We start from the raw sequence: 25,956 nt of genomic DNA, 5'->3' as shown, positions 1-25,956 counted from the left end.
GCACCTAAATTGCATATTTTTACCCACCATTTTTCGATTATAACACGAAAAATTGAATTTACAATTTGATTAAAAAGTGGGACTATTGTCGAAAAAAGAAACATACTGGTAAATCAACAATTCGCAATAAAAATATGTAAATTGGTATTTTTCAGTAATTAAGTCGTCTAATTATTTCGTCTATGGTATGCTAATAACAGAACGAGCATACACATATAACAATTAAGTGGCTCATCTAGACAGTAAACCCACTTTACAAAAATGCTTTTAAAAAGGAGTGAGAAAGGATGGCAGACATATTAGAAAGATTAAAAATTACAATTCCGATCATTCAAGCTGGTATGGCTGGTGGGATCACGACGCCTGAACTTGTAGCCGCTGTGTCGAATGCTGGTGCGCTTGGAACAATTGGTGCAGGCTACATGAGTACACATACATTAAAAGATACGATTCACCGTGTGAAACAATTAACTGACAAACCTTTTGCGGTAAACCTGTTTGCTGCAAATCTCGAAGCCTTCTCAACGGATGTAGATGAGATGCAAGCACTATTGAACAAACAAAGAGATGAAGTAGGTATAGATACTAAGGAGAATCTAGTAAAAGTGAAGGACTATTTACAAGAGAAAGTGTATCTGCTTATAAAAGAAAAGGTTCCTATTGTCAGTACAGCTTTTGGTGCACTTTCTTCTGTATTAATAAAACGGTTAAAAGAGAATCACATAATCCTTATTGGAATGGCAACAAATGTTGGTGAGGCAAAGCACCTAGAAGATATGGGGTATGACATGGTCGTTGCCCAAGGTGTTGAAGCTGGTGGTCATCGTGGCACGTTTGATATTGAAAAGTACCCGAGTGGGAGTAATATTGGTTTGATTACACTAATCCAGTCAATTTTAGAAAATACCTCTTTACCAGTTGCTGCTGCAGGAGGGATTTATACGAAGAAACAACTGGATGCGCTGCTATTAATGGGAGCAAGTGGTGTACAGATGGGGACAAGATTCTTACTGGCTAAAGAGGCTGGAACAAATAAAACTTATCGGAGAGCATTAATGAAAGCCAGTTATGAAGATACGGTGATAACAAAAGTGTTCTCAGGTAGACCCGCAAGAGCAATTAAAAACAGTTTCATCGATGAAGTAGAATCAAGTGGGCTAGATATTTTACCTTTTCCAATTCAAAATGAACTAACGAAAGATCTAAGAGCAGCTGGAGCTGAATTTGCCATTGCTGATTTACAATCACTTTGGGCTGGTCAAGGAGTAGGGGCATTACATAAAGAAGAAAGCGTGAAAGATATTATCGGATTTTTTGTGGGGAACACAGAAGTTAAAACGATATAACCTGATCATATTAATAAACAGCCAAGAACCTAGATTAACTTAATTTCTTGGCTGTCTTTATTCGCTTGTTTAATAGAATGAATATAACAATAAATTACAGTAAATGAGGAATTATGATTAAATAACCAAAAAAATGATGCTTTAGAATTATTTGACATCAAATTATCGTTCCGTTACTATATTATTTATTAGAATAGTAAAACAAAAGGGGTGTTTTAATGAGAAAGATAAAATTGTTTTTATCGACAGTATTATTGATGGGGTTTGTATTATTTCTAGCAGCATGTAGTGAGGATGAATTTCTCCAAATGCTAACAGGGGGAACTAGTGGTACTTATTACCCGCTTGGTGGTGAAATGGCTACTAATATAACAGAAGCTACAGGTATTCAGACAGATGCAGTTTCATCGAATGCTTCGGCTGATAATGTAATCGCTTTAAGTGAGGGAGATGCTGAGTTAGCGTTTGTACAAACGGACGTTATGTCAAATGCGATTGATGGAATAAACTCTTTCGAAGGTAATCCGATTGATAATGTACTTGCAATTGGAGCACTTTATCCAGAAACAATTCAAATTGTTACAACTGCAGAATCTGGTATTGCATCTGTAGAAGATTTGGCAGGGAAATCTGTTTCAGTTGGTGCACCAGGATCGGGAACATATGTGAATGCAGAGCAAATTCTTGAAATTCATGGAATGACTATGGATGATATCGACCCGCAAAACCTTGACTTCGGTGAATCTACTGGAGGAATCCAAGACGGTACTATCGATGCTGCTTTTATTACAGCAGGTACGCCAACAGGTGCTGTTGAAGGGCTGTCTGCTACAGTAGACGTTTCGGTCGTTCCAATTGCTCAGGATAAAATTGATGAAATGATTGAACAATATCCGTATTATGCTGCTGACACGATTTCAGCAGGAACATATGGTTTAGATGAAGACGTAAACACGGTTGCGGTGTTAGCAATGCTTGCGGTCGTAGATAGCGTTTCAGAAGATACAGTTTATGACATCACGAAAGCTATTTACGAAAATGCAGATAGCATGGCGCATGATAAGGCTCAATTTATTAAGTTGGAAACTGCGTTAGATGGTATCGGAATTGATGTACATCCAGGAGCGCAAAAGTATTATGAGGAAGAAGGTATAAGTGTAGAATAGACTGTTTCTATTTATAGGTTGCTATAGCCGGCTGTCCGTCCTTTTATAAGGAAATGGCTGTCGGCTATTTTTGCCAAATAGATAGGCAGTTATATGACTAATCATTGAATAATGAAAGCATGATCTAGGTGAAACGTTATGTTACATAAAAAAAAGATTATCATTATTATTTTTATCATAGCAAGTTTATTAGGCATTTTTCTATTTGCTCCAGTCGGTACTGCTCTTGTTTTCTATGAAAAAAACACAAATGAACTGGCAGCGTTTAAACCAATAGAAATAGGTGACAAATTTCAGATCATCTTTACACATTCCATTCACTTAACAGATGTTGCAGAAAAATATATCGTTACGGAAAACCTTGATATACAGCAATACGAAATTGTCTATGAGGAATTTGGTATTGGCATGCCTGCTAATGCGGGAGAAGGAGAAACATTTGTCTATGAGGATGGAAAATATCATGTGAGAGACTTAGAAAATTACTTTGCTTCGATGAAAATTCGCAACGGAAAAACTGTTTCAGAAAATCGATTCTTATGGGAGTCAAATTCGGGACAGGAGCATATGGTCTGGTTTAATGATTATTTTGATCCTGGTGATTGGTTTACAGTGAAGGTAGAAAAAATCACATTATGGAAATATGTGAGAGGAGTAGAGATCCATGAGTAAAAACAAAGAAACAAAGCAATTAACATTCGAAGAGCAACAGGAACTTATGCAAAAATATGATGCTGAATCAAATACACGAAATGTTGGTGGCTTTATTGCTAAAGTAATCTTTTTTGTATTAATTGCTTTCTCTCTTTTCCAAATTTATACAGGAGTATTCGGTCAACAAACAGCTTACATTCAACGAACAGTCCATTTAGGCTTTGCATTGACACTGATCTTTCTATTATTTCCTGCCCGAAGAAAAACAAAAAGGCAGACAATACCTTGGTATGACTATGCTCTTGCATCATTATCCATTGTTGTATGTGGATATTGGCCGGTATTCTATGAGTCCTTAGTTCAACAAGTAGGGGGCATTGATGGCACGCAAGTAATCATAGGTGGGGTTGCAGTACTATTAGTTTTAGAAGCTGCCAGAAGAGCCGTTGGCATGCCAATAACAATAATTGCTGGATTATTTCTTGTGTATGCTATTTTTGGTCCGTTTATGCCAGGAATGCTTGCACATCGGGGGTTAAGCTTCCAGCAATTAATTCAATCTATGTTTTTTACAACAGAGGGTATCCTTGGTACTCCATTACAAGTATCATCTACGTATATTTTCTTATTCTTATTATTTGGCGCTTTTTTAGTTCAAACAGGAGTTGGAAACTATTTTAATGACTTGGCGATTTCGATTGCTGGTCGCCGGATTGGAGGACCCGCAAAAGTTGCGATATTTTCTAGTGCGCTGAACGGAACAATTTCTGGAAGCTCTGTAGCGAATACGGTTACAACGGGTGCGTATACGATTCCAATGATGAAAAAGCTTGGATATAAGAAAGATTTTGCGGGGGCGGTAGAAGCGGCAGCATCCACCGGCGGGCAAATTATGCCGCCAATTATGGGAGCGGCAGCATTTCTAATGATTGAGTTTGCGGGAGAAAGCTATTGGAATATAGCGAAAGCAGCAACAATCCCAGCTATTCTGTATTTCTCCGGTATTTGGATTATGACGCATTTTGAAGCGAAGCGAATGGGCCTTCTTGGATTACCGAAGGAAGAAATCCCAAGTAAAATATCTGTACTGAAGAAAATCCATTTATTACTGCCAATACTGGCAATTGTTTACTTTTTATTTATTGGTATAAGTGTTGAACGTGCAGCAATCTATGGGATTATAGCCACCATTATTGTAAGTTTGTTTCGAAAGGATACACGAATTACACCGAGTAAGTTTATTGTTGCATTGGAGTCAGGTGCGCGAACAGCGTTAGGGGTTGCAGCAGCCACGGCCTGTGCCGGAATTATTGTAGGGGTCGTTACAAAAACAGGTTTAGGGCTAAAATTAGGAAATGGTCTTGTTAGCATTGCAGGAACCATTGCAGGTTCACCAGAAATTCAGTTGATGTTAACCTTGTTCTTCACAATGATTACGTCGATCATTATTGGAATGGGATCTCCGACAACAGCAAATTACATTATTACATCGACTATTGCTTTACCGGCAATCATTGCATTAAATGGAGAACTGGATGTAGCAATTCCTGTTTTAGCTGCACATATGTTTGTGTTCTACTTTGGTATTGTTGCGGATATTACACCGCCAGTGGCACTCGCGGCTTTTGCAGCGAGTGGAATATCTGGAGGAGATCCGATCCGTACGGGACTAAATGCATCGAAGCTAGCGATTGCTGCTTTTATCATACCGTATATGTTTGTTCTTAACCCGACACTATTGATGATAGAAGGAAACTTTCTCGATATTGGCTGGTCACTCATTACGGCCATGATTGGAATGGTTGCGGTTGGTGCAGGTCTCATTGGATTTTGGTATCGGAAAATTAACTGGTTTGAAAGGATTATTTCAGTAGTTACTGGATTGCTGTTAATGTATCCAGAAGGCTATTCCGATACAATTGGCTTTATTGCTTTTGTTATATTAGTGGCTATTCAGTTTATGACAAAAGATAAAGGCCAAAATAATCAGCGTGGGAATCTGGAAAAAGCAGGGTCTGCAGGATAAAATTTAATATGAAGGTGATCAGGATCTTATCTGATCACCTTTCTTTGATTTCTTATGTTAATGCGCTATGCTTAAACATAAGATTTATATAATAGAAGAAAGAGGATTAACATCATGAAGCAATATGATTTTACAGAAGGGAATATATTCAAGCAGCTAATTCGGTTTTCTTGGCCAATTATGTTTACAAATTTATTGCAAACGTCCTACCAGCTGATCGATAGTTTGTGGGTCGGAAACTTGCTTGGTGCCACTGCATTGGGAGCAGTAGCAGTATCGGGAACCATTTTGTTTACGGTACTTTCATTTATAATTGGTTTGAATAATGCAGCACTTACCATTCTGTCACAGCAAAAAGGAAAGGATAATGAAACAGGATTAAAACGATACTTAAATGCATTTGTCGTAATTCTAACAACGATAGCGATTGTGTTAGGTGCCATAGGATACTTTTTTTCAGAACAGTTTCTAAGTATGCTTGGTACACCGGAAGTTATGATGGAACAAGCAAATGCTTATTTACAAATTAACTTTATTGGGATTTTATTCCTGTTTGGTTATAATTTTATTAGCACGGTTCTTCGGGCTTTGGGTGATAGTAAAACGCCGGTACGCTTTGTTATGATTGCTGTGGCGCTAAATACGGTGCTCGATCCAATATTTATAAGTGTGTTTAATTGGGGAGTAGAAGGTGCGGCATATGCAACTGTACTATCGCAAGGAGTCGCTTTTCTATATGGTTTGATTTATATTTTATCTAAAAAGCTTGCTCCGTTTAGTATGCCAACATTACCAGCTAAAGCTGAAGTTGGATTGATTTTGAACCTTGGGATTCCTTCAGGTTTACAAATGTCTGTTATTTCAGCAGGATCAGCAGCAATTATGAGTGTTGTTACAGGATTTGGTGGTGGCGTTGTTGCTGGATTTAGTGCAGCTCAGCGTTTGGATAGTTTACTAATGCTGCCTGCACATGCACTTAGTACTGCTGTTAGTAGTATGGCAGGGCAGAACATTGGCGTAAAAAATTGGTCTCGTGTAAAAGGGATCGCGAAGTATGGGGTGCTCTACAACTTCTCTATTATGCTAGCAATCGGTATTGTTGTTGTATTTTTGGCTGAATATGGTGTCAAACTGTTTATCCGGGATGAATCAGCAGTGGAGTTTGGTAAGACGTACTTACAAATTATTGCTTTGTGCTATCCGTTTTTAGGAATTAATTTTATCTTAAATGGAATCGTTCGTGCGGCAGGTGCAATGTATCAAGTGCTTGTACTTAATATTATTTCATTTTGGGTATTGCGGTATCCGCTAACAGCCTTATTTGCGATGTTATTTGGTGAGATTGGAATAGCAATCGGAATGGGAGCAAGCTTTGTGATTAGCAGTGTGATTGCTATTGGATACTATCGATTCGGTAAATGGCGAGAGAAAGAATTGTTTAAAAAAAGTAAATAAATTGGAGCAATTTAATGAAACGATTATGTAATCTTATAAGTAGTGGCATCATTTCCGGTTTAGTACTGGGTATATTTTTGAAGATGGTGGAACTTTTTACAGGGAAAGCGGTTTATGTTCTGTTATTAAATGTAGATTATATTCCTGTTATAAAAGAATGGAACATGCATGAGGCTATTGAATTTGGCTTGCATTTGATTGTTTCTATTATACTTGTACTATGTATCTACTTTTTGCTTGAAAGGTGGAAGCTTCAAAATCAAATGCTGCCATACATAATCGTAAATGTTCTGATTGGATGTATCCTCTATTTTACAACGCAATTATCAGAGCGCACTCCAGATTTGATGGATAGGACTGCATTTTTGTTTTGGGCTGTTGGACATCTCATCTATGGGGTTGTTGTCTGGCTGTTGATACAGTTATTGTTGAGGGAAAAGGAAAGATAGGATATGAAGCTAAAACGGAAGATACAAAAGATAACAAAGCAAACCTTCAGTGTAGTGTTTATTTTAATTGGTGTATTTTTACTAGTGTCGTTTTTGACTTTTGAAAAACAAGAGGAATTCCGTCCTGAAAGATCATCTCCCTTAATCAGTGAAGAAGTTCGGAGCTATAAGCCTTTAATTGAAACGTACGCGAAGGAATATGGTGTTGAAGATTATGTCGATGTTCTGCAAGCAATGATGATGCAGGAATCAGGTGGGAGAGGCAATGATCCGATGCAATCGTCGGAAAGCTATTGTGGAGAAATTGGGTGTATTAAGGATCCTGAGCTTTCTATTAAACAAGGGGTCTATTATTTTTCGAAAACATTGGCGGATGCAGATGATGACCTAGAACTTGCCATCCAATCGTATAATTTCGGCCGAGGATTTATTGATTATGTACATGCAGAAACTGGACGCTACTCACAGGATATTGCAATTGCATTTTCTAAAGAAATGTATGAGAACGCTTCTGATCCAACCATCTATACATGTCTGCGGGAAGAAGCAAAGCAATACGACGCCTGCTACGGAGATATATACTATGTCAGATCTGTTATGCAGTATAAAGATGTATTAGCTCCTGAATGAAGAATAGCGAAGAAACTGGTATGATTATAGAAAAGAAAGATTTTAGACAAAACAAATACAATGGGAGGAATTCAAATGGTGAAAGTAATTCAAACAGAAAAAGCACCAGCAGCAATTGGACCGTATTCACAAGCAATTCAGGCAGGAGATTTTGTCTATGTGTCAGGACAGATTCCGATAGATCCAGCATCAGGTGAAATTGTTGATGGTATTGCAAATCAAACCAAACAAGTACTTGAAAATTTAAAAGCAATTTTGGCAGAAGCGGAAAGCGATTTTTCTCAAGTTGTTAAATTTACGATTTATTTATCTTCAATGGATCATTTTGCTGAGGTAAATGAAATTTATGGCAGCTTTCTAACAGAGCCATATCCGGCTAGAGCAACTGTTGAGGTAAGCCGACTACCCAAGGATGTTTTAGTTGAAATGGATGTCGTAGCATATACCAAATAATATTGGAGGAATCTAATTTGGAAAATTTTACGTATCAGAATCCGACGAAATTAATTTTCGGTAAAGGGCAGCTGGAGAAGCTCGCTGATGAAATAAGACCGTATGGCAATCGTGTTTTAGTTGTCTATGGTGGGGGAAGCATTAAACAGAATGGCATTTATGATGATGTGAAAAGAGAGCTCGATAGGCTTGGAGCAGATGTGTTTGAATTGCCTGGCGTAGAGCCTAATCCACGTATTTCAACCGTCCGTAAAGGCGTAGCCATCTGTAAAGAGCAGCAAATTGATTTCCTGCTTGCAGTTGGTGGTGGAAGTACTATTGATTGTACGAAGGCAATTGCTGTCGGTGCAAAAACAGATGTGGATATGTGGGATATTGTGACAAAGAAAGAGCGTGCAAACGGAGCGTTACCATTTGGAACTGTTCTAACTTTGGCTGCAACAGGCTCAGAAATGAATAGTGGATCGGTAATCACAAACTGGGAGAAAAATGAGAAGCATGGCTGGGGAACGCCGTATACGTATCCTGCATTTTCTATTTTAGACCCAGCACATACATTCACAGTACCACGCGCCCAGACAGTATACGGTATTGTCGATATTATGTCCCATGTGCTTGAGCATTATTTCCACGAAACGCCAAACACATTGGTGCAAGATCGTTTTTGTGAATCGATATTATTAACTGTAATGGAAACTGCACCGAAATTGCTTGATGACCCTGAGAATTATGATCACCGGGCAACAATCATGCTTAGTGGTACGTTAGCATTAAATAATATGCTGAACATGGGTTATCGTGGAGATTGGGCGACCCATAACTTAGAGCATGCCGTATCAGCAGTGCATGATATTCCACATGGCGGAGGATTAGCAATTCTTTTTCCGAATTGGATGAAGCATGTTTTGGATGAAAATAATGCACCACGCTTCAAACAATTAGCAGTTCGTGTATTTGGTGTAAGTACGACAGGTAAATCAGATCAGGAAATTGCCTATGAAGGAATTGATAAACTCCGAGTGTTTTGGAATTCTATTGGAGCTCCAGCGACATTAGCCGACTATGCTATCGATGAAAGCACGGTTGAATTAATGGGTGAAAAAACGGTTAGTGCTAGCCCGGAATATGGTAACTTCAAGCGGTTAAACAAACAGGATTCGATTGCAATTTTCACAGCGAGCTTAACCGAATAATTTCGACTATTTCCCAGGAAATATTTTGTCAAATAAAGTAGAAAAAGAACTGGCATATCATTGATAGATAGCCAGTTCTTTTTTTATTTCCTCACGTATTTTTTCCAAACATTCTTCCGGAGTCTTACCGAAAACGCGTTTGTTGTTTACAAGTGCATACGGTCGTACTCGACATAATCCGCAAAATGATAAACATTCATTCATTAGCACGGCTACTTCCGGAAATTCTGCTTCGATAATTTCTTCTATATTTAAAGTAGTGATTGCATTACCGTCACAAACTTCAACAACGACTATACCCATTGCTATCACTTTCTTTCCTTAATAATTAAGACTTAGTTAGTTTTAGCATATTTGGGTCTAGAAATCAATCATTCTGTTTCGGTCTAGCCACGTAAGCAAAACATCCACCCGCTTTAAGCCTGCTATCTTGATGAAAAGGAATGAGCTTGCTTTGGTGAATTCTCGCTTTTATACCAAGCTACAAGCATAATTACACCACTAGCAATAAGCAATAAACTTGTGATAAGGAATACAGAAGAGAATCCCCAAGTAGCAGCAATTATACCGCCAAGTGCTGGGCCGATAATATTTCCCAGGAAGCGCAGGCTTGTGTTATAGCCAAGCACTTCACCTTGCATTGATAACGGTGCTTCCTGACGAATATATGCAATCCGTAGTGGAACAATACCGCCAATTGAAACACCAAGTAGGAATCTCAGTACGACGAGCTGCCAAATGTTCGTTACAAATGCTCCAGGGAAATAGACAATACCGGCCATAAATAAGAGGATGATTAATATCTTTATATAACCAATACGGTCTCCAATCTTGCCCCATCTTCGGGACATGAGAAGATTCCCTAACCCGGCTGCTGAAAAAGCTAGCCCGGCAAAGAATGCAATATTAACGGGGCCGTGAATTTCAGCTACAAATAAAGAAAGTATTGGCTGAATGCTAAAATGTGCAATCTGTACCAATGTTGAGAGCAACATCACGACAAGTAATACTGGTCTACTCAGAATATGCTGCAATACTTCTTTACTGCTATACGATTTAAAATCATTTTTATCATTAGATATATTGATTTGCAGCTCCTTGATTCCAAACATGACAAGGAATCCTGAAATGAATATTGTAATGGAAACCCATTTAAATGTGCTTGAATACCCAAATATATCTGCTAATGCACCACCGAGCATTGGTCCCATTAGCGCTCCAGTTATGCTCCCGGTTTGCAGCGTCCCGAGTACTTTCCCTGCGACTTCTTTCGGTGTTTGTACAGATATAAATGCTTGTGACATTGGGATAAATCCGGTTACGATTCCCATAAACAATCGCAATAAAAAAAGCTGCCATACTGATGTGGCAAACCCCATTAAAAATACAGATAGTCCAATCCCAAATGCAGAGATAATTAAAATATTCTTTCTGCCATATTTATCTCCTATTCTTCCCCATATTGGAGAAAAGATAAATGCAGCAATGAATGTTACTGCAAACGTTAACCCCGACCAGGTTTGTACATAGGAGTCGGAGAAATTCCCCATTGAATTAATATATAAGGAGATAAATGGAATTACCATTGTCATACTACCACTAACAAAAAAATTGGCGAACCACATAATAGCCAAATTACGTTTAGCCGCTTGGTCAGTATCTATGATTCCAAAAACCTTCTTTCTTTCAATTTATTTCGGTACTCTAAATATACACCAATACGAAATAAATTGAAAGTTATCTGCTCATCATACGGAATTGATTCGTGAAAAAGATGTTCAAAATTATATCCAAGCGTTATAATAGATAAAAGTAAAACTACATTCATTAGGGGCTTTCCCCCGCTGAATGTTAGTCCTTCAAGAGTATGGCTTTAAAACGCTTGAAGAGAAACAGCAATTAATGCTATTACGTTAATTCGGAGGTTAAATTTGATTTTTTAGTGAGAATAAAAAGGAGACATATAACATGAAATTTAATGGAAAGATTATTCGATTGTCACTGTTGGTTCTAACGTTATTTATCGCGTTTGCTATGCCGGTATCAGCGGCGTCCAATACGATACTAATTTATGGAGAGAAGTTAAATGATTCACAGCGAGCCCAAGTTCGAGAAGCGTTAAATATTGAAGATACGGATACATTTGAAGCACACGACGTCAGTGGACAGGATTATGCAAATTTTATTAATGGAAATCCAAATGCCAATATGTACTCTTCAGCAAGAATTCTTCTGGAAAATGAAGGAGAAGGGATAACAGTTAATATTGTTACTCCGGAAAATATAACACAAGTTACAGCATCGATGTATGAAAATGCGTTACTTACTGCTGGTGCAGAAAATGCAACAGTGGACGTTGTATCACCAATCAAAGTTAGTGGACATTCAGCATTAACGGGTATTTATAAGGCATACGACGTAGAAGGCGAAGAACTAGACAAAGAACGGATGGAATTAGCCAATGAAGAGCTGAATGTAGCTACAGATCTTGCTGAAAATGAAGATATTACGCAAGATGAAGTAAGTACATTGCTTACCGAAATTAAACAGATGATTGCGGAGCAAAATCCGGCAACAAAAGAAGATGTAGAACGAATTGTCAGCGAGCAATTGGATAAATTAGAGATTCGTTTAAGTGATGAAGATCGGCAAATGCTTGTAAATCTTTTTGATAAAATGCGAGATCTAAACATTGATTTTGGAGCAGTGAAAAATCAGCTCGAGGATATTGCTAATTCAATTGCAGATAAAGCAGATGAATTAGGTCTTGATGCAAGTTTCTGGGAAAAGGTTGCTAATTTCTTCAGCGAGCTATTTAAATCAATTGGCGATTTCCTAGGCGGTTTATTTAATTAAAGTAGATACGTTTTAATAGAGAAGAGAAGTAGTCTTGTGGAAAAGAAGCTACTTCTCTTTTTTGTGTCTAATTTCCTGTTTTGTAATAGGAAAAAATGATAAATTGAGTCTTTTGTATCAAGAATATTACGCAATGTAACAAAAATATGAAAATAGTAATCCTTGTAATAGACTCTTAAACGTCTTGTAACTGTATTTGCAGTTTGCCTGTGGTACGATAATCATTGTCAGAAATTCAAGGAGGTACATCAGATGAAAAAACTAGTAGCAGCACTCGCTGCAGGTATTTTTATTGCTGGCGCGGCTACAACAACAGTTTCAGCTGAAGAACACGAAGTACAAAAGGGAGAAAGTCTCTGGGAGATTGCAGATAAATACGATACAACCGTTGAGGATTTAACTGAAATAAATGATTTAAAATCTACTGTCATTCACCCAAAGCAATTACTGTTTATTAACAACATGTATTCAGTAAAGCAAGGGGATACATTGATCAGTATTGGAAAAGAATATGACATAACAGTAGATGAATTGAAGGAATGGAATGATCTTAAAAACGATATCATTGTTATCGGACAAGATCTAAAAATAAATGGTGTAAATGTTAGTCAAGAAGATTCAGAGCCAGCTGAGATTGAAGAAGCGCCAAAACAAGAAAATGAAACGGAAAAACAAGCTGATGAAAAGAAAGCTTCCGTTAAAACAGAGAAAGTAGAAGAGAGTTCAGAAGAGAGTTCAGAAGACAGTTCAGAACAGAGCCCTGAAGGGGAAACAATCACTGTAACGGCAACTGCCTATACAGCTAAATGTGATGGCTGTTCTGGAGTAACATCTACAGGGGTAGATTTAAACGCTAATCCCAATGCAAAAGTAATTGCTGTAGACCCGAATGTAATACCTTTAGGTTCAGAGGTCTACGTTGAAGGTTATGGTTACGCAACAGCAGCAGATGTTGGTGGTGCGATTAAAGGTAATAAAATCGACCTTCATGTCCCAACGAAAGAAGAAGCAGTAAATTGGGGTGCTCAGCAAGTTAACGTAACGGTTATTAAATAATTTTTTAGCCCGAAGCATTAACAAAAAGGAAAGCACTGTTATAATGTGCTTTCCTTTTTTTGCGGCTAAAAAAACATGGAATTTCTCTATCTGCATATGTCTTCCAATATAATAAAATCTTGCACCCGCTTATAAACAATTATAATTGTATCTCTGTGGAGTGATTCGATTCTTCAATGACTTCATTTGGCTTATTGTTTAATTCTGTATACCCAACTATTCCAATCGTAAGAATAATAATAACGAATAATCCCAATAATATCCTTCTCATGCATGCTTCCTCCAAGATGTAAAATGTCTATAAACTAGTATAGTAGAAATAGAGTAAAACTACTATAGGAAAATACAGTAAACTTAAAAATTATTAACGAAATTTTTTAATCAAATTGTATATACACAAATCAAATGTAAGCGTTTTATGTTAAACTTAAATATGGAAGTATTTCTGTGTTTAAGGAGGAGTTTTACCGTATGACTAGTAAGACATTAGACAATTTTTTAAATGGTAGTATTTTAGATTTAAAACAACGTGGGCTATTCAATGAAATTGATACAGTAGAGGGAGCGAATGGTCCAGTTATACGGATTCAGGGAAAAGAGTTAATTAACCTTTCATCTAATAATTATCTTGGACTTGCAACAGATGAACGTTTGAAACAAGCAGCAAGTGAAGCAATAGGTTCGTATGGTGTTGGGTCAGGAGCAGTACGTACAATTAATGGTACTTCTGATCTCCATATTGCGTTAGAGGAGAGAATTGCAGCCTTTAAAGGAACGGAGGCGGCAATTTCCTATCAATCTGGCTTCAATTGTAATATGGCTGCGATATCAGCGGTTATGGATAAAAATGATGCGATTTTGTCAGACTCTCTCAATCATGCGTCAATCATTGATGGCTGTAGGCTTTCAAAAGCAAAGATAATTCGATTTGAGCATTCGGATATGGATGATTTACGTCGGAAGGCTGAGGAAGCAAGATCAACTGGCAATTTTAATAAAATAATGGTTATCACTGATGGTGTCTTCTCAATGGACGGGGATATTGCAAAGCTTCCAGAAATAGTTGAAATTGCAGAAGCATATGATTTAATTACGTATGTTGATGATGCACATGGCTCGGGAGTTACTGGAAAAGGCGCCGGTACAGTTAAACATTTTGGTTTACAGGATAGAATAGATTTTCAAATGGGAACGCTTTCGAAGGCTATTGGAGTAGTTGGTGGTTACGTAGCGGGCAAGTCCAACCTGATTGACTGGCTGAAGGTGCGATCACGTCCATTCCTATTTTCTACAGCTGTTTCACCGGCAGATGCGATTGCTAGTACAAAGGCAATTGAATTACTTATGGAAAGCACGGAATTAAATGAAAAACTCTGGGAAAACGGAGACTATTTAAAACAGGGCTTGAAAGCATTAGGTTTTACAATAGGTGCTAGTGAGACGCCGATAACGCCATGCATTATTGGAGATGAGAAGGTAGCGCAGCAGTTTAGCAAGCGTTTGGTTGAAGAAGGGATTTATGCGAAATCAATTGTGTTTCCAACTGTCCCACGTGGAACGGGGCGTGTCCGTAATATGCCGACAGCTGCTCATACAAAGGAAATGCTAGATAAATCGATTGCTGTGTATGAAAAAGTAGGGAAAGAAATGGGCTTAATTTAATTTCGATTGCATAGAGGGGTTTTGGAGATGAAAAAAATTCTAGTTACGGGTGCTCTCGGACAAATTGGATCCGAACTTACAGGCAAGTTGCGGGGTATTTATGGAACCGATCAAGTTATTGGGACCGATATACGGAAGATTGATGGGATTGAAGAACAAGGGCCATTTGAAGTGATGGATGTTACAGATATAGAACAAGTCTTGCATGTTGTTAAAAAGCATGAAGTAGATACGGTTATGCATCTTGCAGCACTTTTATCAGCAAAAGCGGAGGCATTTCCGAAGGTTGCTTGGGATATAAATATGGGTGGTTTGCTCAATACATTAGAGGTTGCAAAGGAATTCCATTTGCAAATTTTTACACCAAGCTCAATTGGTGCATTTGGTCCAACGACACCAAGGGATAATACGCCGCAAAATACATTACAACGTCCAACCACGATGTATGGCATCAATAAGGTTGCTGGTGAGCTTTTATGTGATTATTATTACCAGCGCTATGGGGTGGATACAAGGGGTGTTCGTTTTCCAGGCTTAATTTCGTATGTTGCTCCCCCAGGTGGTGGAACAACAGATTATGCAGTTGAAATCTATTATGAAGCGGTGAAACACAACGCATATGAATCGTATATTGCTGCAGACACCTATATGGACATGATGTATATGCCAGATGCATTAAATGCGATTGTTCACTTAATGGAAGCAAATCCGGAAAAGTTAATTCATCGCAATGCCTTTAATATTTCGGCAATGTCTGCACAACCAGAAGATTTTGCCAAATCGATTCAAAAACAGCTGCCGGATTTTAAGCTTTCATATAAAGTAGATCCGGTTAGACAACAAATCGCTGATAGCTGGCCGAATTCAATCAGTTCTCAAGCAGCAATGGAGGAATGGGGATTTAAGGCTGAATATGATCTCGATCGTATGACGGTTGATATGCTTGATAAAATTAGAAAGAAAGTAGCAGTTTAATAAAATAGGGGATGCATTCGGCATTCGTGAAAAAATAAGTGAAGGTGCCTAATAAAGGCGCCTTCACTTCGTGTTTTTATGCATACATTTCTGCAATTTGTTTTTGCAGCTTGCGATCTTGTACGTATTCATCATAGCTCATCTCTTTATCGATAATACCTTTTGGTGTAATTTCGATTAAACGATTTGCGATACTGTTAATGAATTGGTGGTCATGTGATGTAAACAGAATGGATCCTTTAAATTTAATTAACCCATTGTTCAATGATTGAATAGATTCTAAATCTAGATGGTTTGTCGGTTCATCAAGCATTAGTACGTTTGCATGTGAAAGCATCATTTTTGACAGCATACAACGTACTTTTTCACCACCAGATAGCACATTCGCCTTTTTCAATGCTTCCTCACCAGAAAACAGCATTCTTCCTAAAAATCCGCGTAAAAACGTTTCTGTCTCATCTTCTGGAGAATATTGACGAAGCCAGTCAACTAGTGTTAAATTCCCGTTTTCAAAGAATTTCGCGTTATCTTTAGGGAAGTACGATTGAGATGTTGTGACACCCCAATGATATGTTCCTTCATCAGGTTCCATTTCACCTGCTAAGATTTTTAATAAAGTCGTTTTGGCAATATCGTTCTTTCCAACAAGAGCAACTTTATCATCCTTATTCATCGTAAAGCTAACATTATCTAAGATTTTTACGCCTTCGATTGTTTTACTTAGCCCTTCGACGCGTAATAAATCGTTTCCGATTTCGCGTTCAGGAGTAAAAGCAATGTATGGATACTTACGGGAAGAAGGTCTAATATCATCTAATGTAATATTATCGAGCATTTTCTTACGAGATGTTGCCTGCTTCGATTTCGACGCATTTGCACTAAATCGAGCGATAAAGGCTTGTAGCTCTTTAATCTTTTCTTCTTTCTTTTTGTTCGCATCCTGTGCCATTTGCGTAGCGAGCTGACTGGATTCATACCAGAAATCATAGTTTCCAATATAAATTTGGATTTTCCCGTAGTCAACATCTGCAATATGTGTACATACTTTATTTAAGAAGTGTCTGTCGTGAGAAACTACGATAACCGTGTTTTCAAAGTTAATTAAGAATTCTTCCAGCCACTGGATTGCTTGAATATCAAGTCCGTTAGTTGGCTCATCGAGTAATAGAATATCTGGGCTGCCGAAAAGGGCTTGAGCAAGCAAAACTTTTACTTTTTGATCGGCAGTAAGCTCAGCCATCTTCATCGTATGAAGCGATTCTTCGATACCAAGACCTTTTAGCAATACAGCTGCATCCGATTCAGCTTCCCAACCGTTCATCTCAGCAAATTCGCCTTCTAGCTCTGCAGCACGCATACCATCTTCTTCTGAAAAATCAGCTTTCATATAAATTGCATCTTTTTCTTGCTTTACTTTATACAGCTTTTCGTGTCCCATTAAAACCGTATCAATTACTTCGTTTTCCTCATAAGCGAAGTGGTCTTGCTTTAAGACAGCAAGTCGTTCACCAGGAGACATGGAAACATTTCCCGACTGTGCCTCAACTTCACCAGACAATACTTTCAGGAAAGTTGATTTTCCTGCACCATTTGCACCAATAACGCCATAGCAGTTTCCAGGAGTAAACTTAAGATTTACGTCCTCAAACAGCTTTTTATCACCATATCGTAAACTAACATTAGTAACAGTTATCATTCTGGGTCTTTTCCTCCAATAAAATAAATAGTAATCATGGTAAGCTTACGTTATTTGACGCAACTTTGCAAGAACCCCATAGCATGTTTTACAAAATTGGTAATGTTTTATAGGTTTCCTATTTCGCTGTATTGTAATATGTTATATTAAATAGGAAGTAATTATTATTTATCGGCTATTTACTTTATAGATCTAGACATAATTATAAAACGTTTTAATAGTCTACTCGTCTTGATTCTAATAATCTTAGTCGATGGAAGCTCTTATTTGTTCATGAAATATATGTCAGTTTAATCAGTGAAAAGTGTAAGCACAAAAAATAACTTGTATATTTGCCTATTTTTTGTAATAGTAGTACAAAAGGCTATTAGAAATGCCAAGCTTATAGGTACCTGTCTTAGATACACTTATGCAATTAGGAAAGCTATATGCTTTCCTGCTTTATAGAATCAATTGTTTTATTGCCCATAACGGAAAGGGGGGAAGGGCATGGGTGAAAGGATCATTTATTTCCTTTTTACCGATACAGGCAGTTATTTATCGAAAGCAATAAATTACTACACGAAAAAGTCATTAAATCATGTCTCTATCGGTTTTGATCCGCAATTAAACGAACTGTACAGCTTTGGAAGAAAGCAGCCGAGAAATCCATTTATCGGTGGATTTATTAGGGAAGATATTCAAAGTGAATTTTTAAAGCGTTCAACCTGTGAGCTATACAGTTTTACAGTTACGGAAGAAGAATATGAAGGTATCATTCATAATATAAAAGAAATTGAAGCAAAAAAACAGCTTTATAAATATAATTTTATTGGTTTATTCGGTGTAATGATGGAAATAGAGATTAATCGAAAATATGCCCTATTTTGCTCCGAGTTTGTTGCAACAGTACTGCGAGATATGAAGAGGTTTCAATTTGGCAAACCGATTAGCTTTATTACACCCGCAGATATTCGTAGTTACCCAGGGATGCAGCTGATATATAAGGGAATTCTTGGAGATTATCAGAAGCAGAAACCACTTGAAGAAAGAATACAAGACCAAGCCATACCAAAGCAATCATTTATTTTTCTATTATCTTCTCGATTTAAACGCTTGGGTTTAAAATAAGCAAAAGAACCATCTACATTGTAAATGGTTCTTTTTTTATGGTCAGGAAGCTTTAAATATGGAATGCTATGGATACTTAGCTATCAATACAGCCACGTCCATGCAGCGCTAAAGCTCAAACCGATGATAAAAAGGAATGCCGTGTTCCCGGCCGGTTACCATGGGCCTAACATCTCCAGACCTAGTGTTTCATATGGAATCTTTAACCGAAAGGCTAGATTGTTTGCCTCGAGGTCTATCGTTTCCACTGCAACATGAAAATTACTGCGAATATCCATATCTGTAACTGCCACATAAATTTCCTGTTCTTGCGGATTGACCGTAACCCATTCTGGCATTGGAAGTAAGTCAGCCATATATTCCATGATTTTTTTGTTTGGGAGTTCTAATAAGCCAACCGATATGGACTTTTGTTTTAAAATAAGGTCGCCATTATCCTGCACTAATGGTTCGAAATGAACAGAAAGTGGGACCGTTGTTGAGAACACAGGCAGCTCTCCAATTAAATGGACATCTTCATCAAGTGATATACGATAGTAATGATCTGAATCTCCAAGTAATTGTTCAATGTATGCATTGACGAGATTATTCAAATTCTGTTTTGATGTTCGTATAATAAACTCAGAGCTTTCTTGATCGCCTCGTTCATGGCGGACTGGAGCTTTATTTTCCGGAACAGGTCCAAATAAGAGTGCGAGAAGCACAACAAAAACAATGCCATTAAAGATTAGCAAGCTATAGAAAGCTTTTTTCCATTTGTTACGTTTCAAACGCTGTTTTCTATCTGACATAGCGTTCATCCTTATCTTCTATTTGTAATATAGTCAAGTACTCGTTCAGCTATTAGATAATACCCCTCATAATTTGGGTGGAAATTATCTTCAGCAAATAAGTTCGTGGCTTTCACTGTAAATAAATCTTCGGTTGGTATAAATGTAATATTTTCGTATTCACTAGCAATGTTGCTGCTTGCAGTGTTCCAGGCTCCAACAATTAAATCGAGCTCTTTAATATCCTTGAAATATTGTTGGAAAGGGTTATAAAAGCCGACAAGATATATATGAGTGTCTGGATTTAATGCAATAATGGTCTCAAATATTTGCCGAATTCGGGATTCATAGCCATCCATTTCGGCAACAAAGTCATCGATAACAAGGTGCATAATGTTTTCCCTGGCGATTTTCATAATATCATTTGCACCAATTGTAATCAGTACTAAATCGGAATCCGCTATTTCTCTGGCGATCTTTTCCTGTTCCAGACGCTTGAGCAATTGATCTGTACGATTCCCGCGCTTCCCAAAGTTAACAATCTCTACAGATTGCAATCCATCATTGATTGTTCGGTCTAATATTCCAATATAACCACCTTGATCCGTTTCATCACCAACACCTTGGGTAAGTGAATCACCGATTGCCACAATCTTGGTTTCTTGATTACTGAAGAAACTAATTGTATTCTGTAGTGCACCAGATATATTTGGTGGAAATCCCGTTTGATCAGTATCTTCTTCTTGTTTTTGGTTTTCTTTACTTGTATCCGACTCATCATTCACTTCATGATCTTCAAATTCTTGTTGCATATCTTGCTCGGGCTGAGTGGCTGGCTCCTTACTCATTTCATTTGACGGTTGCATAAAAAAAATAATGAAAGCTCCGATAATCAGAAGGGAAAAGGTTATATAAACATACTTTTTCAAGTTAATCACACCTATGCAGTTATCTCTTAATATAATATGGAAAAAAGGTTAATTTGTCCGCTTTATAACTATTCGAAATGGATTTATAAATTATATACCCTTTCAAGCACTCCTGTAAAATTATGCTTAAAGAAATCATGGTGTTTGGCTATATATGTATTGCTTGTTATCCATTATTTCAAGGAAGATCCGTAGTGTCTATATCTTAATCGTTTATTCAGAACATCCATTATAAGTTTAATCAATAATATAAAAAGTTAAACTTGAAGTTGATCTTAAATATCGATTGTTTGTTGCATCATAAATATAGCGGTGAACTACTGGGACAGGAGCGAAATTGTTCCAGCAGATTCTACTAATAATAGGAAGTCAGTATACGCACAATCCTTATTTACACATGAGTTCACACTTTCCTTTAAATACGAACATAACGAAATATAATGCTTAATTAAAAAATCGCCCTCTGTTAAAGAAGGCGATTTAAATTTTAGGTCCACTCTTTGGGGATATTCCCGGTTTGATGGAGATGTAAACCTGATTATATATAGTGTTTAAACTGTAACAGTTGCTTGCGTATTATTGCTTCGAAGCTGAAGTGCTAATGCAGCTGGATTTACCTCTGTAACAATAATTCCCGTCGCATTTGCATGCTGCAATGTTTGATTTGTGCTTGCTGCTCCTTCGGCAAAAATAAATTTTATTTCTTTATTTACCAATTGTTCAATAACTGCAGCTGGAAGTTCTTTATCCTTAACCCATAATGCATCAACAGGAGATGAAATTACAGATAATTCATTAGCTGGATCATCTTCTACAGAAATGATTTCAAAACCAAGTTTTTCTAAGGATTTCGTTTCGCTTTGATCAATCCCGATGCTAGCAATAACTTTTTTGCGAATACCTTCCTGACGATTAAATGGAGAGGAAAGCAAGCTTTTAATTACAGCGTCATTCGATTGTTGTGCAGCTTGATTAACTCCAGTTGCTTGATCAATTGCTTGCTCTAAGTCTGCCAGAATATCTTCTACAGCTTCTAGTCCAATCGACAAGCGGACAAGCTCTTCAGTTACACCGCTTTTCTTCAAATCTTCAGCATTTAGCTGCTGATGTGTCGTTGAAGCAGGATGGATGATTAAGGATTTAGCGTCTCCAACATTTGCTACATGTGACCATAGCTTCACATTGTCGATTAGCTTTCTACCTGCATCGCGTCCCCCTTTGATACCGAATGTAATAATCGATCCATAGCCGCTCTTGAAATATTTCTTAGCAAGCCCATGTGATGGATGTTCCTTTAAACCAGGGAAGCTGACCCATTCTACTGCTTCATGTTTTTGTAAATAGGCAGCAACTTTTTCTGCGTTCTGTGCGTGTCTTTCAATTCGTAAATGTAGCGTTTCTAGTCCTTGTAAAAATAAAAATGCACTTTGGGGGCTTAAGCATGCCCCGATATCACGTAATAATTGAACACGAAGTTTTGTAATAAATGCTGTTGGACCAAGATCTTTATATTTTAAGCCGTGATATGTTTCGTCAGGCTCGGTGAAGCCAGGGAATCGATCGTTATTCCAGTCAAATCTTCCACCATCAACAACGACCCCGCCAATTGTCGTTCCGTGACCGCCGATCCATTTTGTTGCGGAATGAATAACAATATCTGCGCCCCAAGTGAGCGGTTTTGCGATATAAGGGGCAAAAGTATTATCAATAATTAATGGAATATCATGAGCATGTGCAATATCAGCAACAGCTTCTACATCAAATACGTAAAGACTTGGATTTGTGATGATTTCACCAAATATAGCTTTTGTTTTATCGGTAATCGCAGCTTCAAATTCCTCCGGTTTTGTACCATCAACAAATTTTACTGTAATCCCATAGCGTGGAAGGGTCGCTGCAAAGAGATTGTACGTACCGCCATATAGGTTGCTGTCCGCAATAATTTCATCCCCAGCTTCCGCGATATTCAAAATTGCTAGCGTAATAGCAGCCATTCCGGATGATGTTGCAACAGCACCAACCCCATCCTCCAGCTGAGCAACACGCTGTTCAAATGCATCAACCGTTGGATTCATAATACGAGAATATATATTACCTGATTCTGCTAAACCAAATAAGTTTTGTGCATGTTCTGTATCACGGAAAACATAAGAAGTTGTTTGATAGATTGGAACAGCACGCGCACCTGAAGTTGGGTCCGGCTGTTGACCACCATGAAGTAATACCGTTTCTGGCTGAAATTGTGACATAATAAAATTCCTCCTTGAAATGTTATGTTTTTCACTAGAAAACTATAAACTTTAATACCGTGGATCACTTGGCTACCGAAACAGCCACGTCCAGCTCCAGCGCTAAAGCTGTAGCGAGACTTCCCTCGCCTCCGTACGATAAAGAAGACTTGCCGACTGGCTAAGACATGTGGCCTAGTCGCACTTATACCCTTGTGGTGAAAGTCAACATTGACTCTAGGTAAAAGGATGGCCGACTAAACCAGGCTACGCCTAACATCGGCATACCCCTAAAGGGGCGTGTTTCCTTTATCTCCTGTGGCTCAGTCCGTACGTCGCTAACCGGGCGCTTACGCTTTTGTGTTTGAAGAGGGAAAATGAAAAAGCCCTCTTCCTAAGAAGAGGGCGTATGTACGAACCGTTCCTCCTCTCATCTTCCAGGTTTTTACCCTGTAGGATTTAGCACCGTTACAAGCAGGTTAATGCTTTAAGGTTGCCGGGCTTCATAGGGCCTATTCCCTCCGCCGCTCTTGATAAGAGATGTTGCATTATTTAAGTTAGTGTGAGTATACAATGAATTCTATTATCTGTCAATGATGTTTTCTGAAAAGTTTAAATTAGGTTGAATGTAATTGCATGTTGCAGGATTTACCTAAAGCCAGAGATTCATTTTAATGTGTTCTCAAACGACGCTGCGAATTTTTATAAATAGACGCCATATATATAAATAAAGCAGTCCAAATAAAAGCAAACGTAACTAGATGTGCTTGTGAGAAGGGCTCTTTATAGAAAAACACACCAATTACAAGCATCATGGTAGGTGTGATATATTGCAGGAAACCTACCATGGCTAGAGGAATCTGCTTTGCACCACTGGAAAATAACAATAGTGGAACAGCGGTAGCAATACCCGCTCCAATTAAAAATAGGTTCGTAACTGTTATAAATGGTGTAAAAGTAAATGAACCGCTTGGAATAATCCATAAGTAAATAAGTGCGACTGGTGTAATAAGCAATGTTTCAATTGTCAGCCCGGAGATTGCGCTGACATTCACTGTTTTTTTCAGTAACCCGTATAATGCAAATGTGGTTGCTAGCAGCAGTGAAATCCATGGAAATACACCGTAACTGAATGTTAAGTAAAGCACACCAATTGCTGCTAAAATAAAGGAAAGTAATTGACCTTTCGTTACAGGTTCTTTCAAAATGATAATTCCTAGTAAAATACTAATAAGCGGGTTGATATAGTATCCAAGACTTGCTTGCAGGATATGTCCTTGAACAACTGCCCAAATAAATAGAAACCAGTTTAATGTAATCACAATCGCGGCAGCTGTGATCCCAAGTAATTGCTTTTTCTTTTTCATAATTTGTCGGCATTCCTGTATGAAGTTATTCCATTTACCAAGAAAAATGACAAGAAGCAGCATAAATACTGCTGACCATGCTATTCGATGTGCTAGAATTTCCCCAGCTGGAACATAATCAATTTGTTTCCAGTACATTGTAATAATCCCCCATAAGAGGTAGGCACTGAATGTATAGATGATGCCGGTTTTCGTATGCCGATTATCCATTATATTTTCCCTCCTAAGCGGATTTTTTGAACAACCTTTAACATTTCTATAATAGTAGATGGAATTTACCAATTTAGCAATCACTTAGCTTAGCTTAAGTTTTAGAAAACGCTTTCATAATTGAGTTGTATTCGATATGATAGATGTGAGCGTAAGAGACATCTATTAAGAGGGGGTTTGACGATGACACAAAAACAAAATCAAAAACGTATTGAAACGGCTGTCATCCATGAAGGCTATGATACTAAAGAAATGCTTGGGAGTCTTTCCACACCCATTTTTCAAACATCTACCTATACATTTGAAACTGCGGAGCAGGGGGAACGTCGCTTTGCCGGTGAGGAGTCGGGCTATATTTATTCTCGCCTGGGGAACCCAACCGTCCGTGTGCTTGAAGAGCGTATTGCGACTTTAGAAAAGGGAGAAGCTGGTCTTGCATTTGGATCGGGAATGGCGGCAGTGTCAGCTGTTCTCATTGCACTCACCAAAGCAAATGATCACATTATATGTTCATCGGGTTTATATGGATGTACGTTTGGATTTCTAACGATGATGCGAGAAAAGTATAATATAACTACTGATTTTTCGGAGATGAAATCAAAGGAAGAGCTTCGCAGTCTTATTCGGCCAGAAACGACCGTCATTTATGTAGAGACACCGATTAATCCAACGATGCGCTTAATCGATTTACAGCAGGTGGCAGAGGTTGCAAAGGAATACGGTATTCCGGTTGTAGTGGACAATACATTTTCTTCTCCTTATTTACAGCAACCATTGGAATTAGGGTGCGACATTGTCCTTCATAGTGCAACGAAATATATCGGCGGACATGGAGATGTAATTGCAGGTTTAGTCGTTGGCAAAAAATCCTTTATTGATATGCTTTCCAATACAACACAAAAAGATATCGGCGGGGTTATATCTCCATTTGATGCATGGCTTTTACTGCGTGGTTTAAAAACATTGGCGGTTCGTTTGGACCGTCACTGTGACAATGCCCGAAAAATTGTGGCACAGCTGAAGATGCACCGGCAAGTCGCTAACGTATATTATCCAGAAGATGACGACAATCCGGATCTTGCGATAATGGAAGGACAAATGAAACGTGGAGGGGGAATCATTTCCTTTGATGTGAAAGGGAATAAACAGCAAGCGCAGCAGTTGTTGAATCAATTGGGTTTCTTAAAAATTGCAGTAAGTTTAGGCGATGCCGAAACGTTAATTGAGCATCCTGCTACAATGACACATGCAAGCATACCATATGAAGTTCGGCAACAAATGGGTATCACAGACCAGCTCATTCGACTTTCAGTCGGACTGGAAGCGTGGGAAGATATTTGGTCTGATTTAGAGCAGGCTTTAGATCAATTATAAGAAAAGCAGCACTCATTTTACATGCACGTCTAATGCTAATTATTTTCTAGCATGGACGTGTATTTTATTTGTAATTTAATAATAGAATTGGATAGGTAGGAGGGATATTTTAACTTGAAGTTTATATAAAATGTGGATTAGTGTATTTAAATGGATTGTGCGTCTACCCGCTCCGGAAATATAATTCGCGCATCCAAAGGGGAGCTGTTGAGCCTCCTTGTGCTGTCGCACTGCGTAGTCTCACCGATGCTCTTCTTCCCACAGGAGTCTAAGTATATTAGTATATGCTCACCAGTTATTACTTGTGGAATTAATAAAAACGATATCGATGCGCTACCAGTCCAGGTGAGT

Annotated in this window: 24 protein-coding genes and 1 riboswitch; of the genes, 15 read left to right on the top strand and 9 right to left on the bottom strand. The window is 38.1% G+C overall.

All coding sequences use genetic code 11. From position 1 onward, the window contains the following. The first annotated feature begins 287 nt into the window (after positions 1-287). From MHH64_RS00120 to MHH64_RS00080, 9 genes are all read left to right on the top strand, one after another. Entirely contained in the window at positions 288-1,346 is a 1,059-nt protein-coding gene (locus MHH64_RS00120; RefSeq protein ID WP_095307705.1) for a nitronate monooxygenase family protein, read from the top strand. A gap of 218 nt (positions 1,347-1,564) precedes the next feature. After that, the gene (locus MHH64_RS00115) at positions 1,565-2,512 is read left to right on the top strand and encodes a TAXI family TRAP transporter solute-binding subunit (protein WP_340002441.1); all 948 of its coding nucleotides are present in this window, start codon (positions 1,565-1,567) and stop codon (positions 2,510-2,512) included. A gap of 138 nt (positions 2,513-2,650) precedes the next feature. Then, on the top strand, positions 2,651-3,184 hold the full coding sequence (locus MHH64_RS00110; RefSeq protein WP_095307707.1) for a DUF1850 domain-containing protein: 534 nt from the start codon (positions 2,651-2,653) through the stop codon (positions 3,182-3,184). Next, positions 3,177-5,192 carry a TRAP transporter permease gene (locus tag MHH64_RS00105; protein WP_095307708.1) on the top strand — a complete coding sequence of 672 codons (2,016 nt, stop codon included), beginning with the start codon at positions 3,177-3,179 and terminating at the stop codon, positions 5,190-5,192. The genes MHH64_RS00110 and MHH64_RS00105 overlap by 8 nt, the downstream gene beginning before the upstream one ends. Positions 5,193-5,306: 114 nt before the next feature. Continuing rightward, a complete protein-coding gene (locus MHH64_RS00100) occupies positions 5,307-6,647 on the top strand; it encodes an MATE family efflux transporter (RefSeq protein WP_340002439.1) in 1,341 nt (446 codons plus the stop codon). A 14-nt stretch (positions 6,648-6,661) separates the two neighbouring features. Next, on the top strand, positions 6,662-7,096 hold the full coding sequence (locus MHH64_RS00095; protein WP_095307710.1) for a hypothetical protein: 435 nt from the start codon (positions 6,662-6,664) through the stop codon (positions 7,094-7,096). A 3-nt stretch (positions 7,097-7,099) separates the two neighbouring features. Beyond that, positions 7,100-7,726 carry a lysozyme family protein gene (locus tag MHH64_RS00090; RefSeq protein ID WP_095307711.1) on the top strand — a complete coding sequence of 209 codons (627 nt, stop codon included), beginning with the start codon at positions 7,100-7,102 and terminating at the stop codon, positions 7,724-7,726. A 75-nt stretch (positions 7,727-7,801) separates the two neighbouring features. Then, positions 7,802-8,179, top strand: coding sequence for a RidA family protein (locus MHH64_RS00085; protein WP_095307713.1), 378 nt, complete (start codon positions 7,802-7,804; stop codon positions 8,177-8,179). A 17-nt stretch (positions 8,180-8,196) separates the two neighbouring features. Continuing rightward, entirely contained in the window at positions 8,197-9,372 is a 1,176-nt protein-coding gene (locus tag MHH64_RS00080; protein WP_095307714.1) for an iron-containing alcohol dehydrogenase, read from the top strand. Positions 9,373-9,429: 57 nt separating this feature from the next. On the opposite strand, the gene MHH64_RS00075 is transcribed toward MHH64_RS00080, so the two are convergent. The 3 genes from MHH64_RS00075 to MHH64_RS00065 all read right to left on the bottom strand — a co-directional run bounded on the left by MHH64_RS00075 (position 9,430) and on the right by MHH64_RS00065 (position 11,200). Continuing rightward, positions 9,430-9,675: a DUF1450 domain-containing protein gene (locus tag MHH64_RS00075; protein WP_095307715.1), complete on the bottom strand. Its 246-nt coding sequence runs from the start codon at positions 9,673-9,675 to the stop codon at positions 9,430-9,432. 122 nt (positions 9,676-9,797) lie between these two features. Beyond that, on the bottom strand, positions 9,798-10,997 hold the full coding sequence (locus MHH64_RS00070) for an MFS transporter (protein ID WP_095307727.1): 1,200 nt from the start codon (positions 10,995-10,997) through the stop codon (positions 9,798-9,800). 35 nt (positions 10,998-11,032) lie between these two features. Next, on the bottom strand, positions 11,033-11,200 hold the full coding sequence (locus MHH64_RS00065) for a hypothetical protein (RefSeq protein WP_187393116.1): 168 nt from the start codon (positions 11,198-11,200) through the stop codon (positions 11,033-11,035). 140 nt (positions 11,201-11,340) lie between these two features. Here MHH64_RS00065 and MHH64_RS00060 point away from each other — a divergent pair, with 140 nt between their 5' ends. Then, complete coding sequence (locus tag MHH64_RS00060; RefSeq protein ID WP_118888475.1) at positions 11,341-12,228, top strand: DUF1002 domain-containing protein; 888 nt, start codon at positions 11,341-11,343, stop codon at positions 12,226-12,228. Between the two features lie 252 nt (positions 12,229-12,480). After that, entirely contained in the window at positions 12,481-13,284 is an 804-nt protein-coding gene (locus MHH64_RS00055; RefSeq protein WP_118888476.1) for a 3D domain-containing protein, read from the top strand. 139 nt (positions 13,285-13,423) lie between these two features. Here the strand turns inward: MHH64_RS00055 and MHH64_RS00050 are convergent, their stop codons facing one another. Next, the gene (locus MHH64_RS00050; protein ID WP_262366376.1) at positions 13,424-13,555 is read right to left on the bottom strand and encodes a hypothetical protein; all 132 of its coding nucleotides are present in this window, start codon (positions 13,553-13,555) and stop codon (positions 13,424-13,426) included. Between the two features lie 200 nt (positions 13,556-13,755). Between MHH64_RS00050 and MHH64_RS00045 the strand changes: the two genes are divergently transcribed. After that, positions 13,756-14,946, top strand: a complete 1,191-nt coding sequence (locus tag MHH64_RS00045; RefSeq protein WP_303448384.1) for a glycine C-acetyltransferase — start codon at positions 13,756-13,758, stop codon at positions 14,944-14,946. A 27-nt stretch (positions 14,947-14,973) separates the two neighbouring features. Next, entirely contained in the window at positions 14,974-15,921 is a 948-nt protein-coding gene (locus MHH64_RS00040; RefSeq protein WP_095307720.1) for an NAD-dependent epimerase/dehydratase family protein, read from the top strand. A gap of 76 nt (positions 15,922-15,997) precedes the next feature. Here MHH64_RS00040 and MHH64_RS00035 read toward each other — a convergent pair whose 3' ends face one another. Next, positions 15,998-17,617 (bottom strand): ATP-binding cassette domain-containing protein, encoded by a 1,620-nt coding sequence (locus tag MHH64_RS00035; RefSeq protein ID WP_095307721.1) that lies wholly within the window; start codon positions 17,615-17,617, stop codon positions 15,998-16,000. Positions 17,618-18,106: 489 nt separating this feature from the next. Here MHH64_RS00035 and MHH64_RS00030 point away from each other — a divergent pair, with 489 nt between their 5' ends. Next, the gene (locus MHH64_RS00030) at positions 18,107-18,727 is read left to right on the top strand and encodes a hypothetical protein (protein ID WP_303448383.1); all 621 of its coding nucleotides are present in this window, start codon (positions 18,107-18,109) and stop codon (positions 18,725-18,727) included. A 155-nt stretch (positions 18,728-18,882) separates the two neighbouring features. Here MHH64_RS00030 and MHH64_RS00025 read toward each other — a convergent pair whose 3' ends face one another. The 4 genes from MHH64_RS00025 to rarD form a co-directional block, all read right to left on the bottom strand. Beyond that, positions 18,883-19,518 carry a YpmS family protein gene (locus MHH64_RS00025; RefSeq protein WP_251660206.1) on the bottom strand — a complete coding sequence of 212 codons (636 nt, stop codon included), beginning with the start codon at positions 19,516-19,518 and terminating at the stop codon, positions 18,883-18,885. Positions 19,519-19,529: 11 nt separating this feature from the next. Further along, a complete protein-coding gene (locus tag MHH64_RS00020; protein WP_340002436.1) occupies positions 19,530-20,426 on the bottom strand; it encodes an SGNH/GDSL hydrolase family protein in 897 nt (298 codons plus the stop codon). Positions 20,427-20,977: 551 nt separating this feature from the next. Next, positions 20,978-22,675 (bottom strand): O-acetylhomoserine aminocarboxypropyltransferase/cysteine synthase family protein, encoded by a 1,698-nt coding sequence (locus MHH64_RS00015; RefSeq protein ID WP_340002434.1) that lies wholly within the window; start codon positions 22,673-22,675, stop codon positions 20,978-20,980. 406 nt (positions 22,676-23,081) lie between these two features. Continuing rightward, positions 23,082-23,194: riboswitch (SAM riboswitch) on the bottom strand. A 131-nt stretch (positions 23,195-23,325) separates the two neighbouring features. Beyond that, positions 23,326-24,231 (bottom strand): EamA family transporter RarD, encoded by a 906-nt coding sequence (rarD, locus tag MHH64_RS00010; RefSeq protein WP_303448382.1) that lies wholly within the window; start codon positions 24,229-24,231, stop codon positions 23,326-23,328. Positions 24,232-24,414: 183 nt separating this feature from the next. Here rarD and megL point away from each other — a divergent pair, with 183 nt between their 5' ends. After that, a complete protein-coding gene (gene megL, locus MHH64_RS00005; protein WP_251660209.1) occupies positions 24,415-25,605 on the top strand; it encodes a methionine gamma-lyase in 1,191 nt (396 codons plus the stop codon). The last annotated feature ends 351 nt before the right edge of the window (positions 25,606-25,956 follow it).

Origin of the sequence: Oceanobacillus sp. FSL K6-0127 (assembly GCF_037983385.1) — a bacterium.
Taxonomy (GTDB): domain Bacteria; phylum Bacillota; class Bacilli; order Bacillales; family Amphibacillaceae; genus Oceanobacillus; species Oceanobacillus profundus.
The sequence above is the reverse complement of the archived record's forward strand: the minus strand, read 5'-3'. Positions and strand labels throughout refer to the sequence as shown.